The 15,373-nt window shown below is 45.6% G+C and carries 8 protein-coding genes; 3 read left to right on the top strand and 5 right to left on the bottom strand.

Features of this window, described 5'->3' with window-relative positions; all coding sequences use genetic code 11:
- Positions 1 to 5 precede the first annotated feature (5 nt).
- The 5 genes from H9L23_RS06720 to H9L23_RS06700 form a co-directional block, all read right to left on the bottom strand.
- The gene (locus H9L23_RS06720) at positions 6 to 10,124 is read right to left on the bottom strand and encodes an MBG domain-containing protein (RefSeq protein WP_187594239.1); all 10,119 of its coding nucleotides are present in this window, start codon (positions 10,122 to 10,124) and stop codon (positions 6 to 8) included.
- 134 nt (positions 10,125 to 10,258) lie between these two features.
- Positions 10,259 to 10,774: a phage tail protein gene (locus tag H9L23_RS06715; protein ID WP_187594238.1), complete on the bottom strand. Its 516-nt coding sequence runs from the start codon at positions 10,772 to 10,774 to the stop codon at positions 10,259 to 10,261.
- A gap of 30 nt (positions 10,775 to 10,804) precedes the next feature.
- Positions 10,805 to 11,326, bottom strand: coding sequence for a phage tail protein (locus tag H9L23_RS06710; RefSeq protein ID WP_187594237.1), 522 nt, complete (start codon positions 11,324 to 11,326; stop codon positions 10,805 to 10,807).
- Between the two features lie 30 nt (positions 11,327 to 11,356).
- The gene (locus tag H9L23_RS06705) at positions 11,357 to 11,887 is read right to left on the bottom strand and encodes a phage tail protein (RefSeq protein ID WP_187594236.1); all 531 of its coding nucleotides are present in this window, start codon (positions 11,885 to 11,887) and stop codon (positions 11,357 to 11,359) included.
- A gap of 24 nt (positions 11,888 to 11,911) precedes the next feature.
- Positions 11,912 to 12,868, bottom strand: a complete 957-nt coding sequence (locus tag H9L23_RS06700) for a methionyl-tRNA formyltransferase (RefSeq protein ID WP_187594235.1) — start codon at positions 12,866 to 12,868, stop codon at positions 11,912 to 11,914.
- 282 nt (positions 12,869 to 13,150) lie between these two features.
- Between H9L23_RS06700 and H9L23_RS06695 the strand changes: the two genes are divergently transcribed.
- The 3 genes from H9L23_RS06695 to H9L23_RS06685 all read left to right on the top strand — a co-directional run bounded on the left by H9L23_RS06695 (position 13,151) and on the right by H9L23_RS06685 (position 15,329).
- Positions 13,151 to 13,732: an aspartyl/asparaginyl beta-hydroxylase domain-containing protein gene (locus H9L23_RS06695; protein ID WP_187594234.1), complete on the top strand. Its 582-nt coding sequence runs from the start codon at positions 13,151 to 13,153 to the stop codon at positions 13,730 to 13,732.
- Positions 13,729 to 14,700: a hypothetical protein gene (locus H9L23_RS06690; protein ID WP_187594233.1), complete on the top strand. Its 972-nt coding sequence runs from the start codon at positions 13,729 to 13,731 to the stop codon at positions 14,698 to 14,700. The genes H9L23_RS06695 and H9L23_RS06690 overlap by 4 nt, the downstream gene beginning before the upstream one ends.
- An 83-nt stretch (positions 14,701 to 14,783) precedes the next feature.
- On the top strand, positions 14,784 to 15,329 hold the full coding sequence (locus tag H9L23_RS06685) for a hypothetical protein (protein WP_187594232.1): 546 nt from the start codon (positions 14,784 to 14,786) through the stop codon (positions 15,327 to 15,329).
- Positions 15,330 to 15,373: the final 44 nt, after the last annotated feature.

Here is a 15,373-nt window from a genome sequence, read left to right as displayed (position 1 = left end):
TTTTATTAACGGTTTCTGATAATCGTGATAAATCCTTTTTGAACAAGTTTATCTGGTCCATAAGTGATGATGTAATAGTAAGTACCTTCAGCGAGGTCGTTACCTCCGATCGTGCCGTTCCAGCTATTGTCATATCCTTTTTTATTGTACATCAATCTACCGTTGCGGTCGAAGATTCTTACTTCGTTGCCCGGGTACATATCAATGTTCTGTACAATCCAGGTATCATTCACGCCATCGCCGTTTGGAGTTAAAATGTTGTTTGCAACAATTTTATAATCTTCGGCCACTTTAATGGTGATCGATCCGATACTGCTACATCCGTTTGCGTTGGTTACACGTACCGTATAAGTGGTGGTTTGTGCAGGACGAACGGTAAGCGTTGCCGTGTTCTGTCCGCTTATAATTCCACTTGCTGTAGACCAGCTGTAGCTTGTGCCACCGCTTGCGGTTAATGCTGCAGTTTCGCCTTTACTAAGATCGGTACCTTTGTTGCTTACAATATTTACCGTTGGAAGTGCATTGATAGTTAATGTACCGTTTACATAAACAAAACTGTAGTTATTAGCTACACCACCTGCCGGAACAAGTGTATAAGTACCTGCCACATTTCTATTTGCAGTTGTGCTTACTGTTGGTTTTGTGCTCAATGCCGTTTCAGTATCGCCCACTTTGAATCCGCTGTAGCTTACACCAAATGTTGGGAAACCATCTGACTGGCACATTGAAGCATTGCTTGCTGTTACGGTAAGTACTGTTTTATTAATCGTAAGGTTAGCACTTAAATAAGTAATTGCATAGTTGCCGCTTAATGTAACTGTACCTTGATTAATCGCATAAGTGCCTGCATTTTCGCCAGCTGCCCTGGTCAAACTTCCACTAAAGCTATCACCTGTTTGTAACGCCGGACTGAAGGTATACGTCAATGCAGGATCAACATCACCATAAGTTTTACTTTTCGCTGCTGCGGTTACCGTGATGGTTTTAGCACCAATGGTCAGATTAGCTCCAACATAAGTTAAAGTATAGTTAGCGTTTAAAGCAAGTGTTCCCTGGTTAATCGCATAAGTGCCCACATTTTCGCCAGCTGCCCTGGTTAATGATCCTGTAAAGGTATCCCCTATTATCAATGCCGGAGCAGAAGTATAGGTTAAAGCCGGATCGGCATCACCATAAGTTTTGCTTTTCGCTGCTGCGGTGACTGTGATGGTTTTCTTGTCGATGGTAAGGTTGGCACCAATATAAGTTAAAGTGTAATTAGGGTTTAAGGCTAATGTACCCTGATTGATGGCATAAGCACCTACGTTTTCGCCAGCTGCCCTTGTTAATGATCCTGTAAAGGTATCAGTACCAACCAACGCCGGAGCAGAAGTATAGGTTAAAGCCGGATCGGCATCACCATAAGTTTTGCTTTTCGCTGCTGCGGTGACCGTGATGGTTTTCTTGCCGATCGTCAAATCTGCACCAACATAGGTTAAAGTGTAATTAGGGCTTAAGGCTAATGTACCCTGGTTAATCGCATAAGTACCGATATTTTCGCCAGCTGCCCTGGTTAATGATCCTGCAAAGCTATCAGTACCAACCAATGCCGGAGCAGAAGTATAGGTTAAAGCCGGATCAACATCGCCATAAGTTTTGCTTTTCGCTGCTGCGGTTACCGTGATGGTTTTCTTGCCGATGGTTAAATCTGCACCAACATAAGTTAAAGTGTAGTTAGCATTTAAAGCAAGTGTTCCCTGATTGATGGCATAAGTGCCCACGTTCTCGCCAGGTGTCCTGGTCAGGCTTCCGCTGAAACTGTCGCCGGTTATCAATGCCGGAGCAGAAGTATAGGTTAAAACCGGATTGGCATCGCCATAGGTTTTGCTTTTTGCTGCTGCAGTTACCGTGATGGTTTTCTTGCCGATGGTTAAATCTGCACCAACGTAGGTTAAAGTGTAGTTAGTGTTTAAAGCAAGTGTTCCCTGGTTGATCGCATAAGTACCCACATTTTCACCAACTACTCTGGTTAATGATCCTGTAAAGCTATCAGTACCAACCAATGCCGGAGCAGAAGTATAGGTTAAAGTTGGATCAACATCACCATAAGTTTTGCTTTTCGCTGCTGCGGTTACCGTGATGGTTTTCTTGCCGATGGTTAAATCTGCACCAACATAAGTTAAAGTGTAGTTAGGGTTTAAAGCAAGTGTTCCCTGGTTAATCGCATAAGTGCCCACATTTTCGCCAACCGCTCTGGTTAATGATCCTGTAAAGGTATCAGTACCAACCAATGCCGGAGCAGAAGTATAGGTTAAAGCCGGATCTGCATCACCGTAGGTTTTGCTCTTAGCAGCGGCTGTTACCGTAATGGTTTTCTTGCCGATGGTTAAATCTGCACCAACGTAAGTTAAAGTGTAGTTAGCGTTTAAAGCAAGTGTTCCCTGGTTAATCGCATAAGTACCTACATTTTCGCCAGCTGCCCTGGTTAACGATCCTGTAAAGCTATCAGTACCAACCAATGCCGGAGCAGAAGTATAGGTTAAAGCCGGATCGGCATCACCATAAGTTTTGCTTTTTGCTGCTGCGGTCACCGTGATGGTTTTCTTGCCGATCGTCAAATCTGCACCAACATAAGTTAAAGTGTAGTTAGGGCTTAAAGCAAGTGTTCCCTGGTTAATCGCATAAGTACCCACGTTTTCGCCAGCTGCCCTGGTTAATGATCCTGTAAAGGTATCAGTACCAACCAAAGCCGGAGCAGAAGTATAGGTTAAAGCCGGATCGGCATCACCATAGGTTTTACTTTTCGCTGCTGCGGTTACCGTGATGGTTTTCTTGCCGATCGTTAAATCTGCACCAACATAGGTTAAAGTGTAGTTAGGGTTTAAAGCAAGTGTTCCCTGGTTAATCGCATAAGCACCCACGTTTTCGCCAGTTGCTCTTGTTAATGATCCTGTAAAGGTATCAGTACCAACCAATGCCGGAGCAGAAGTATAGGTTAAAGTTGGATCAACATCACCGTAGGTTTTACTTTTTGCTGCTGCAGTTACCGTAATGGTTTTCTTGCCGATGGTTAAATCTGCACCAACATAAGTTAAAGTGTAGTTAGGGCTTAAAGCAAGTGTTCCCTGGTTAATCGCATAAGTACCCACATTATCACCAACTACTCTGGTTAACGATCCTGTGAAGCTATCGCCAGTTACCAATGCCGGAGCAGAAGTATAGGTTAAAACCGGATCAGCATCACCATAAGTTTTGCTTTTCGCCACTGCGGTTACCGTGATAGTTTTCTTGCCTATGGTTAAATCTGCACCAACATAGGTTAAAGTGTAGTTAGGGCTTAAAGCAAGTGTTCCCTGGTTAATCGCATAAGCACCCACGTTTTCACCAGGTGCCCTGGTTAATGATCCTGTAAAGGTATCAGTACCAACCAATGCAGGAGCAGAAGTATAGGTTAAAGCCGGATCAGCATCACCATAAGTTTTGCTTTTTGCTGCTGCGGTTACGGTGATGGCTTTCTTGCCGATGGTTAAATCTGCACCTACATAAGTTAAGGTATAGTTAGTGTTTAAGGCTAATGTACCCTGATTGATGGCATAAGTACCCACGTTTTCGCCAGCTGACCTGGTTAATGATCCTGTAAAGGTATCAGTACCAACCAATGCCGGAGCAGAAGTATAGGTTAAAGCCGGATCGGCATCACCATAGGTTTTGCTTTTCGCTGCTGCGGTTACCGTAATGGTTTTTGCACCGATCGTTAGATCAGCACCAACATAGGTTAAAGTGTAATTAGGGCTTAAGGCTAATGTACCCTGGTTAATCGCATAAGCACCCACGTTTTCGCCAGCTGCTCTGGTTAATGATCCTGCAAAGGTATCAGTACCAACCAAAGCCGGAGTAGAAGTATAGGTTAAAGTTGGATCAACATCACCATAAGTTTTACTTTTCGCTGCTGCGGTTACCGTGATGGTTTTAGCACCAATGGTCAGATTAGCTCCAACATAAGTTAAAGTGTAATTAGGGCTTAAAGCAAGTGTTCCCTGGTTGATCGCATAAGTGCCCACATTTTCGCCAGCCGCCCTGGTTAACGATCCTGTAAAGCTATCGCCAGTTACCAATGCCGGAGCAGAAGTATAGGTTAAGGTTGGATCCGCATCTCCATAAGTTTTGCTTTTCGCAACTGCGGTTACCGTGATGGTTTTCTTGCCGATGGTTAAATCTGCACCAACATAGGTTAAAGTGTAGTTAGGGTTTAAAGCAAGTGTTCCCTGGTTAATCGCATAAGCACCCACGTTTTCACCAACTACTCTGGTTAATGATCCTGTAAAGCTATCCCCTGTTACCAATGCCGGAGCAGAAGTATAGGTTAAGGTTGGATCCGCATCTCCATAAGTTTTGCTTTTCGCAACTGCGGTTACCGTGATGGTTTTCTTGCCGATGGTTAAATCTGCACCAACATAGGTTAAAGTGTAGTTAGGGTTTAAAGCAAGTGTTCCCTGGTTAATCGCATAAGCACCCACGTTTTCACCAACTACTCTGGTTAATGATCCTGTAAAGCTATCCCCTGTTACCAATGCCGGAGCAGAAGTATAAGTTAAAACCGGATCAGCATCACCATAAGTTTTGCTTTTCGCAACTGCGGTTACCGTGATGGTTTTCTTGCCGATGGTTAAATCTGCACCAACATAGGTTAAAGTGTAGTTAGGGTTTAAAGCAAGTGTTCCCTGGTTAATCGCATAAGCACCCACGTTTTCACCAGGTGCCCTGGTCAATGATCCTGTAAAGGTATCAGTACCAACCAATGCCGGAGCAGAAGTATAGGTTAAAGCCGGATCGGCATCACCGTAGGTTTTGCTCTTAGCAGCGGCTGTTACCGTGATGGTTTTCGAACTGATGGTTAAATCTGCACCAACATAAGTTAAGGTATAGTTAGTGTTTAAGGCTAATGTACCCTGATTGATCGCATAAGCACCCACGTTTTCACCAGGTGCTCTGGTTAATGATCCTGTAAAGGTATCCCCTGTTACCAATGCCGGAGCAGAAGTATAGGTTAAGGCCGGATCGGCATCACCATAAGTTTTGCTTTTCGCCGCGGCAGTTACCGTAATCGTTTTTGTGGTTACGATTAAAGCTGTCGCATTCGATGAAGCTTGTACAAAATCATAATTATTAGCACTTAATCCTGTTCCGTTAATTCCATACGAACCAGCTGGAGAATTTGCAGATGCAAGCGTTGACCAGCTAAGTGTGCCGGTTGTTGCTGTTGAGATCGTTTCCGAATTTACAAATCCAGTAACTGTTCCTGATAAAGCCGGAACAGCATCACCATAAACTTTAGATGAAGTATTTGCTGTATAAGTTAGTGTCGCTTTAGCAACTATACTTGATGGTATACTCACTGTTGGACTATTTGCATTGCTGCTGGTTAACACTACATTTCCAGAAATATTCGTACCCACTGGCGCATTTGCTTTTAATCTTACATATACAGTTCCCGATACAGTTCCAGAACTTCCGATAGTAACAGAAGAACTATAGCTCACATTATCAGCACTTACCTCAAAATTGGTGCTAGAAGATGGGGTAGCCGTAATACCTGCTGATAAACCGGTACCCGATACCGAGACGCTGGTTGATGCTGATGCGGTTCCGTAAGTTGTGCTTAAAGCAGATGGAAAAGTACCGGCTGAAGCAGTAATTAAAGAGGGTTGAGTATAGGTAATCGAATATTGACTAGCAGCCGTATTACCATTGCCCGCAGCATCCTGTGCCACATTAGCTGCAATGTTCATGGTTACCGCACCATTTGCTGTTGGCGTTGCATTAAAGGTATAAGTAGTTCCACTGCCCGAAAATCCACTGAGTGTGGCATTTCCCGGTGTAATCCCCCCTGCCACAAACCCTGTTACAGACTCTGAAAAGGTAACTGTAAATGGAATTGGTGAAGTACCCGTCGAACCACCCGATGCACCGGCCGTACTGCTGATCACCACCAACGGAGCCTGATTATCTATGGTAGCATTACTACTACCAACTGTGGTTTTTGTATTTCCTGCGTTATCTGTTGCTGTAACAGCTACATTCCTGTTAGTAGCATTAATTGCCCCGGCAGCAATTGTATAAGTTGCTGTCCAGGTACCGCTGCTGTTAGTTGCCGCGACCGCACTTCCACTGCCAAACTGGCTGAAGTTAATGGTTACCGAAGAAATAATATCCGTGTTGTTATCTCCGGCAGCTGTATTATTCCAGGTAGCGGTTATTACATCACCGATTTTATACGTACCACCTGTTCCGCTGGCGCCGTTGATGCTAATGTTAGCATCGGTGACCAGCGGTGCCACATTATCTACAATAGCATTGTTGGTCCCTGTCGTAGTTGTTGGACCAGCAGAATTTGTTGCAGTTACGGATATATTCCTGTTGGTGGCATCAATAGTACCGGCAACAATAGTATAAGTAGCTGTCCAGATGTCATTATTGTTGCTGGCTGTAACCGTAGCGCCACCACCAAATTGACTAAAATCTATAGTTACTGCGATAATACCCGAATTATTATCGCCAATAGCAGAATTATCCCAGATTGCGGTTACTACATCTCCTATCTTGAATGCACCGCCCGTCCCACTTCCGCCACTAATATTAATCTTCGCAGCTGTAACAGTAGGCGCAGCGATATAGGTAAACTGGTCGCTGGCACTGGTCGCGCTGGTTCCACCTGCTGTAGTGATGCGGACATCAACCGTACCTGTTCCTGCCGGTGCGGTCGCAGTGATCTGTGTTGCCGAGTTAACGGTGAAGCCTGTAGCCGCCGTAGCCCCATACCTCACCGCGGTCGCCCCGCTGAAGTTGGTGCCGGTAATGGTCACGCTAGTGCCTCCGCTGGCAGGGCCGCTGGTTGGGCTCAAAGCCGTTACCGTTGGCGCAGCGAGATATGTAAACTGGTCGCTGGCACTGGTCGCGCTGGTGCCACCTGTTGTAGTGATGCGGACATCAACCGTACCTGTTCCTGCCGGTGCGGTCGCCGTGATCTGTGTTGCAGAGTTAACGGTAAAGCCTGTAGCAGCCGTAGCGCCAAATGTTACCGCAGTCGCCCCGCTGAAGTTGGTGCCCGTAATGGTCACGCTAGTGCCTCCGCTGGCAGGGCCGCTGGTTGGGCTCAAAGCCGTTACCGTTGGCGCAGCGAGATATGTAAACTGGTCGCTGGCACTGGTCGCGCTGGTGCCACCTGTTGTAGTGATGCGGACATCAACCGTACCTGTTCCCGCCGGTGCGGTCGCAGTAATCTGTGTTGCCGAGTTAACGGTAAAGCCTGTAGCCGCCGTAGCGCCGAACCTCACCGCGGTCGCGCCGGTGAAGTTGGTGCCCGTAATGGTCACGCTAGTGCCTCCGCTGGTAGGGCCACTGGTTGGGCTCAAAGCCGTTACCGTTGGCGCAGCGATATATGTAAACTGGTCGCTGGCACTGGTTGCGCTGGTGCCACCTGTTGTAGTGATGCGGACATCAACCGTACCTGTTCCTGCCGGTGCGGTCGCCGTGATCTGTGTTGCAGAGTTAACGGTGAAGCCTGTAGCTGCCGTAGCGCCGAAGGTTACCGCAGTTGCCCCGCTGAAGTTGGTGCCCGTAATGGTCACGCTAGTGCCTCCGCTGGTAGGGCCACTGGTTGGGCTCAAAGCTGTTACCGTTGGCGCAGCGATATAGGTAAACTGGTCGCTGGCACTGGTTGCGCTGGTGCCCCCTGTTGTAGTGATGCGGACATCAACGGTGCCTGTTCCCGCCGGTGCGGTCGCAGTGATCTGTGTTGCCGAGTTAACGGTGAAGCCTGTAGCTGCCGTAGCGCCGAAGGTTACCGCGGTCGCGCCGGTGAAGTTGGTGCCCGTAATGGTCACGCTAGTGCCTCCGCTGGTAGGGCCACTGATTGGGCTCAAAGCCGTTACTGTTGGCGCAGCGATATATGTAAACTGGTCGCTGGCACTGGTTGCGCTGGTGCCACCTGCTGTAGTGATGCGGACATCAACCGTACCTGTTCCTGCCGGTGCGGTCGCAGTGATCTGTGTTGCCGAGTTAACGGTGAAGCCTGCAGCAGCCGTAGCGCCGAAGGTTACCGCAGTCGCGCCGGTGAAGTTGGTGCCCGTAATGGTCACGCTAGTGCCTCCGCTGGTAGGGCCACTGGTTGGGCTCAAAGCCGTTACCGTTGGCGCAGCGATATAGGTAAACTGGTCGCTGGCACTGGTTGCGCTGGTGCCACCTGCTGTAGTGATGCGGACATCAACCGTACCTGTTCCTGCCGGTGCGGTCGCAGTGATCTGTGTTGCCGAGTTAACGGTGAAGCCTGCAGCCGCTGTAGCGCCGAAGGTTACCGCGGTCGCACCGGTGAAGTTGGTGCCCGTAATGGTCACGCTAGTGCCTCCGCTGGTAGGGCCACTGGTTGGGCTCAAAGCCGTTACCGTTGGCGCAGCGATATAGGTAAACTGGTCGCTGGCACTGGTTGCGCTGGTGCCACCTGCTGTAGTGATGCGGACATCAACCGTACCTGTTCCTGCCGGTGCGGTCGCAGTGATCTGTGTTGCCGAGTTAACGGTGAAGCCTGCAGCCGCTGTAGCGCCGAAGGTTACCGCAGTCGCCCCGCTGAAGTTGGAGCCCGTAATGGTCACGCTAGTACCTCCGCTGGTCGGGCCGCCGGTTGGGCTCAAAGCCGTTACCGTTGGCGCAGCGATATATGTAAACTGGTCGCTGGCACTGGTCGCGCTGGTGCCACCTGTTGTAGTGATGCGGACATCAACCGTACCTGTTCCTGCCGGTGCGGTCGCAGTGATCTGTGTTGCCGAGTTAACGGTGAAGCCTGTAGCCGCTGTAGCGCCGAAGGTTACCGCAGTCGCCCCAGTGAAGTTGGTGCCCGTAATGGTCACGCTAGTGCCTCCGCTGGTAGGGCCACTGGTTGGGCTCAAAGCCGTTACAGTTGGCGCAGCAATATATGTAAACTGGTCGCTGGCACTGGTTGCGCTGGTGCCACCTGTTGTAGTGATGCGGACATCAACCGTACCTGTTCCTGCCGGTGCGGTCGCCGTGATCTGTGTTGCCGAGTTAACGGTGAAGCCTGTAGCCGCTGTAGCGCCGAAGGTTACCGCGGTCGCCCCGCTGAAGTTGGTGCCGGTAATGGTCACGCTAGTGCCTCCGCTGGTAGGGCCACTGATTGGGCTCAAAGCCGTTACCGTTGGCGCAGCGATATAGGTAAACTGGTCGCTGGCACTGGTTGCGCTGGTGCCACCTGTTGTAGTGATGCGGACATCAACCGTACCTGTTCCTGCCGGTGCGGTAGCCGTGATCTGTGTTGCCGAGTTAACGGTGAAGCCTGTAGCTGCCGTAGCGCCAAAGGTCACCGCAGTCGCCCCGCTGAAGTTGGTGCCGGTAATGGTCACGCTAGTGCCTCCGCTGGCAGGGCCACTGGTTGGGCTCAAAGCCGTTACCGTTGGGACAGGTAGTGCCCTACCCACATTTATTGTATAAGTTTTAGTTGTAGTTCCATCCTGTGCCGTAACCAAAACAGTAATTGCATTGTTTCCGACACTTAAATTTACACTAAAAGGGCTCCCACTAGTTGCTGTAGTTCCATTTATTTTAATAGTGGCATTTGCCTGGTTTCGGGTTGGCGTAATATTAATACTCGATGTACCATTGGTAACACTTGCCGAATAGGTTATTCCACTACTTGAAAATGCGGGAGTTAATGTACCTGCTGATATGCTTAAGGCTGATAAGGTCGCATCATTTGAGCTCGCACTGATAACATTACCAGTGAATACCGTGATCTGATCTGGAGGGCTAGTAGATTGCCAGGTGCCGTTACCCAGTGCAGGTGGATCTGGAGTTGTTGCCGTCGTATTATAATATGCTGTCGCATAACTACCTCCGATGTCCACTTGTACTTCCCATCTTGTACCAGTATAAATTATTCTATATGTAGTAGAGGAACCTGTTGAAGTCCCCAAATACACATTACGTCCACTACTAGTACTGGAAACCGTAAGTGTAGTTGTCGTGTTACCATGACTTTGTTCATAGGTATCTTTAAATTGGATCTGTGCACTTACAGTTAGCGCAACCAGTAAAAGAACGGCGGTAGAAAATAAGGCGAGTAGAGCTTTTTTCATATAGTTTGGGATATAATTCTAATGTCAATTGACAATCAGAAACAGCAATCAGCAATCAGCATATCTGCTGTTTTTTATTATGAATTCGAAATACCACGGCTTTGCGAATACCAATGCCGTGGTAAAACATGATGTTAATTTCTTGCAGGAAACACTCCTTGTAAAGCAATTACATAGTATAATGCCATGTAAGGCTGCATTATCGGTACAGGCAGGCTATTGCCGGCAACTCCCACTGTTAACGGATTCATTTGCACGTTTGGCAAATTAGTGGTGTAATCGTTATCAAACCTTCCTTTATCCGCAAAATAGTTGCCTGTTGGCGTTGATACCGTTCCATTTGCACTTACTGCTTTAACATTGTGGGTATGCGAAGGCAGATTAGTTACATTAAGCGTTACAGTTTCTGTTCCATACTGTTCACCTAGCGGAAGGGGAGTTAAGCCTGGTCCGTTACCTGCCCCTACCGGAACGGTTCCCTGCAGATTAGGTAATGCAAAAGTAGTTGTGCCATTGCCGCCATAGGTTGTACCTAAGATCGAATATAATGCAGAATTTGATTGAATAGCCAAAAGCTGGCCATTACAAAGGGCCCAGCCGCTGGGAGCAAAGCTTTCCCCTATCAGTTTTATTTCTCCTATAAAGTTCATTTCTTATATTTTTTTGAGGTGCTGTGTGAATTAATTTCTAGACGGGTACATACCTGTTGTAGCGATAATAAAAGTTAGGCCCAAATAGGGTTGTTGTATAGGTAGTGGCGCACTACTACCTGTAGCACTTAGTGCTCCGGGGGCCATTACGGTGTTTAAGCCTGCATTTGAAAAATCAAGATCTGGTGCAACAGAATCAGCAAAGTAAGTTCCAGCTGGCGCAGTAGTTGTACCCGGGGCATTATTTGCAGCAAAGAAGTGATTGTGTGCAGGTAACTGACTTGGCAATAATGTAACATTTTGAGTACCGGCCATTTGACCTTGAGCGTAGGTAGTACCGCTATTTGGGTTTCTTCCAACACCAAGCGATACACGCCCCTGTAAGTTGGGTAGGGCAAATGTAGTTGTTCCGTTACCACCATAAAAGGTACCTAAAAGCGAAAATAATGCTTGATTTTGTTGTACTGGTAAAATTTGCCCGTTGCATAGTGCCCAACCTTTTGGCGCAAAATTCATGGCAACTATTCTTATATCTCCTAAATAATAATCCATTTTTTCAGTTATTAAATTTTAAGTAATTGGTTAGTTACGTGCAGGATATATACCATTTAAAGCGATGATATAATTTACAGCTAACGATGGCTGGCTGATTCCGAATGGTACATTGCCACCTGCTGAAGATACCGACTGGCTACCCATCACCACATCTGGTGTAACAGTATTCGGAGCAAAATCAGGATCTGTCGACCCAGTATTTGCAAATGCATTATTGGTTGGCAAATTGGCATTACCTTCGGCACTTTGAGCCATTAACGGATGGGTATGACTCGCCATTTGGCTTACGGTCATCGTAACCTGCTCTGTTCCGGATTTTTGTCCCAAAACAACAGGTGTCAAGCCAGGTCCGGTACCCATGTGTACTGGTACCCTGCCCCTAAGATCGGGTATTGCAAATGTAGTTACTCCATCGCCTCCATAAGTGGTACCTAAAAGTGTATAAAGCACTTCATTCTGACTGATAGGGAGAGTTGCACCATCGCATAAGTGCCAGTTTACTGGCGCAAAAGTTCCAGCAAACATCCTGATCTCGCCGACGTAATTTGAATCTAACATAGTAAGTTGGTTTTTGGTTAAATATTAATTGTATATTTCGTGGTATTCGAAAATGCTGTTTTCAAATTTTTCACCCGGCTTTACGCCCAATGCTGCTAACTTAGAACCAGTTAAAAAACCTTCACTAAGCTTGATAATATTGATTCTCAAAATTTTGCGATCGGCACATTGCACATATACACCACTTGCATCGGCATGCACTACTGTACCGGCATCAACAAGAGATTCTCCTTGAGCCTCAACTGGCGAGACTTCCAAAATCCTAACCAATTGGCGTTTAAAGGTAGTTACTGCTCCGCCAGCACCAGGATTACAGGCATTCACCTGTGCTTCTACTTCTGCTGCCGTTTGCAACATCCAGTCAATAGCAATATCAGCAGCTGTAGCCTTCGAATAATAGCTTGGCGTTACTGCAACAGTGTGTTGTTCTGTTACTTCGCCACTGTTCTTTAGTTTTTCTACTAGTTGAACAACCATATTAACCGCTACAGCACTATGCCTGCCATCGGCAATGCCCCAGGTTTCGCCAGGTATAAAAGGCAAAGGCTCTTGCAAAACCACAGCGCCAGTATCAAAACCGGAATCAACTTTATGAATACTTACACCCCCGCTTGTCTCTCCGTTTTTCATTTGCCAAAACAGAGGATCGGGCCCCTGGTAAGCAGGCAGCATACTGAAGTGAACATTAAAGAATCCAAATATTGGAAATTCATAAAGGTCAGCTGGGATTCGGTAAGAAAAACCAAACATCACCACTAAATCTGGCTGGATATCAACAAACAGCTGCTTAGTAGTTGTAAGCAACTGACGTCTGTTTACTTTGAAAAAAGAAATATTACTTTTATTACAGAAATTTTCGATTTCAGTATGTTGAGCCTTAAGCTTATCAGTTGATACAACTGCTTTTAATAAACCCTGCGTGTTGAAATAGTCTATTATAGGAACAGACGATAGGTGGTTAGAAAATATAATTATTTTCACTGAGAGCGGGATTAAAATGGGATGATTTTTAGATGACGTAAATTTATTCAATTTATTGTTAACTCCAAACAGGAATTAATAAATACTTAAAAATAAGTATTCGTAAAATCTTAATCATACATAAGAAATATTATCAGTAAATTTTATTTTATTTACATTATGGTTATTTACTCCAGAGCAAACAATGACATCCCTATAAAATCAATACAAATCGATCTAACAAATATTACATCCAGTTGGACCGGGCATTTCAATACATCGCACTATAACGGTACGTGGAAGGTGCTGCCTTTACGCACACCAGATGGTACCGATAATATTTTTCCGGATTTGCTTAGTGCAGATTGTTATAAAGATCATCCCAACATGCAATTGTTCCCTTCAGTGAAACAGATTATTGATGGATTACAATGCGAAGTAATGTCAGTACGCTTGCTTAATCTAACGGCGGGGTCAGTAATCAAACAACATCGCGATGCCGAACTGGCCTTTGAAAAAGGCGAAGCCCGGCTCCACTTTCCCGTCCAGACCAATGCTGAGGTAGAATTTTACATCAACAACGAACGTGTGATCATGAATGAAGGCGAATGTTGGTACATTAATGCCAATTTGCTACATCGCGTAAGCAATAATGGACATACAGACAGGATACACCTGGTTATCGACTGTAAAGTAAACCCCTGGTTGGAGCAATTGATTTTAAATACCGAAATTATTGCCCATGCTCCAGACGAAAATCGATCTCCTGACTTATTAAAGCAGATGATCATTTCATTAAAAGAACAAAATAGCCCAAGAGCACTTCAAATGGCAGATGAGCTACAACAAGAATATGATACCTTATTATTAAGTAACCAGCCATGAGCAGCCATTTAAACAACTGGATACCTTATCAATTAGTCAATAATAACGACGAATATAGCTGTAAATGGCTCTACACTAACGGCAATCAGTTTACCGGCCCTTTTTTTAGCGAATCGGTAGGTGAATGCCTCTCGCATCCTTTTAATTCGGGTAAATTTAAACCTTACAGCCATATAAGCGTGATACCTGAATGGGCGTCAAACCTAAATAGCCTCGAACCAACCGCGTTTATATTCCATGTATCCAGATGCGGATCTACATTGATTTCCCAGTCGTTATGCCTCAACAATGAGCACATCGTTTTGCCAGAGGCTCCCTTTATAGATGAAGTGCTCAGGCTGACAAAAAATAATAAATACCTATCGTCCCAACATCATGAAGAGGTGGTAAAAGCCGTTGTTAAAATTTACGGACAAAGTCCTGAAGGCAAGAAAAAACACCTGTTTATTAAGACCGATAGCTGGCACATTCATTTTATGCCCCTGCTCAGGAAACTTTATCCTAAGGTACCCTTCATCTTATTATACCGCAAACCTGACGAAGTAATCCGTTCGCATCAAAAATTGAGGGGAATGCAAGCTGTGCCGGGAGTAATACCAAATGAATTATTGGGCATTGAAGCAGGCGGCATTGAACCAGGCGATTTTGATGGCCATACCGCAAAAGTACTCGAAAATTATCTGGAAGCCTTTATCAGTACATCGCAGAGAGACCCACTGTCCCTGCTGATTAATTATAATGAGGGGATTATGGATATGATGCAGCGATTTTGCAACTTTACTGGTGTAACATTAAATGATAAAGACTGGGAGCAGATCAAAATCCGCAGCCATTTTAATGCAAAACATCCCAATCAGGTTTTTCATGAAATTCAGCCTGAAGCGGAAATCCCTTTATATCAACAACAAGCTTTTAAATTCTATAACCAGCTCGAAGAATTGAGAAAAGCACAGGCTGTAATGGTATAAAATGACCAGAACATTTTAAGTCTGACCGGTGTTGATTTACCAGTGAACAATATCACCAGCAAGAAGTTACATCACATAAATCTATGACAAGCGCAGAAAAACTGGCAGATTGGGTGGAAGATAAACACAAAAACCAGCTCATTAAAAGCACTTTATTTCCCTATTTCGACCATTTAAACAAAGTAGCCTTAATGGCAAAAAACGCTACCGAATGGGGTTACGAAATAGGCCTTTGTCACGATTTATTAGAAGATACAGCTACCACAAGTACAGAGCTACAAACGGCACTGGTGCATTTTGGTTATCCTCAAACAGTAGCTGATCTCATTACTGCCTGCGTAGTGGAACTAACGGATGTTTTCACTAAAACAGCTTATCCCGAATTAAGGAAAAAGGAAAGGAAAAAACTGGAAAACAAGCGACTGCAAACCTTAAGTGCTGCTGCCCAAACGGTAAAATATGCCGATTTGATCGATAATGTAGCCTGGATGATGAAATATGACTTAAAACATGCGGCCAAATACCTCAAAAAGAAATCGGTTCTTTTAACCAACTTAACTCTTGGAAATGTTTATTTAAGGCAACAGGCCATGGATATTATTCAGCAAGAACTGTTAAAATTAGAATAACCTTAACAGCATTTGCCTGGCTAAAAATTTTGATTACAAAAAAA

This window comes from Pedobacter roseus (assembly GCF_014395225.1).
GTDB classification, from domain to species: Bacteria; Bacteroidota; Bacteroidia; order Sphingobacteriales; family Sphingobacteriaceae; genus Pedobacter; species Pedobacter roseus.
This window is presented reverse-complemented; position numbering and strand designations above follow the sequence as displayed.

What these genes read in the sequence shown, in the direction of transcription:
- H9L23_RS06705 (WP_187594236.1), bottom strand. Translation starts at nt 11,887, where the DNA reads ATGTTAGATTCAAATTACGTCGGCGAGATCAGGATGTTTGCTGGAACT.
- H9L23_RS06685 (WP_187594232.1), top strand. Translation starts at nt 14,784, where the DNA reads ATGACAAGCGCAGAAAAACTGGCAGATTGGGTGGAAGATAAACACAAA.
- H9L23_RS06690 (WP_187594233.1), top strand. Translation starts at nt 13,729, where the DNA reads ATGAGCAGCCATTTAAACAACTGGATACCTTATCAATTAGTCAATAAT.
- H9L23_RS06715 (WP_187594238.1), bottom strand. Translation starts at nt 10,774, where the DNA reads ATGAACTTTATAGGAGAAATAAAACTGATAGGGGAAAGCTTTGCTCCC.
- H9L23_RS06710 (WP_187594237.1), bottom strand. Translation starts at nt 11,326, where the DNA reads ATGGATTATTATTTAGGAGATATAAGAATAGTTGCCATGAATTTTGCG.
- H9L23_RS06720 (WP_187594239.1), bottom strand. Translation starts at nt 10,124, where the DNA reads ATGAAAAAAGCTCTACTCGCCTTATTTTCTACCGCCGTTCTTTTACTG.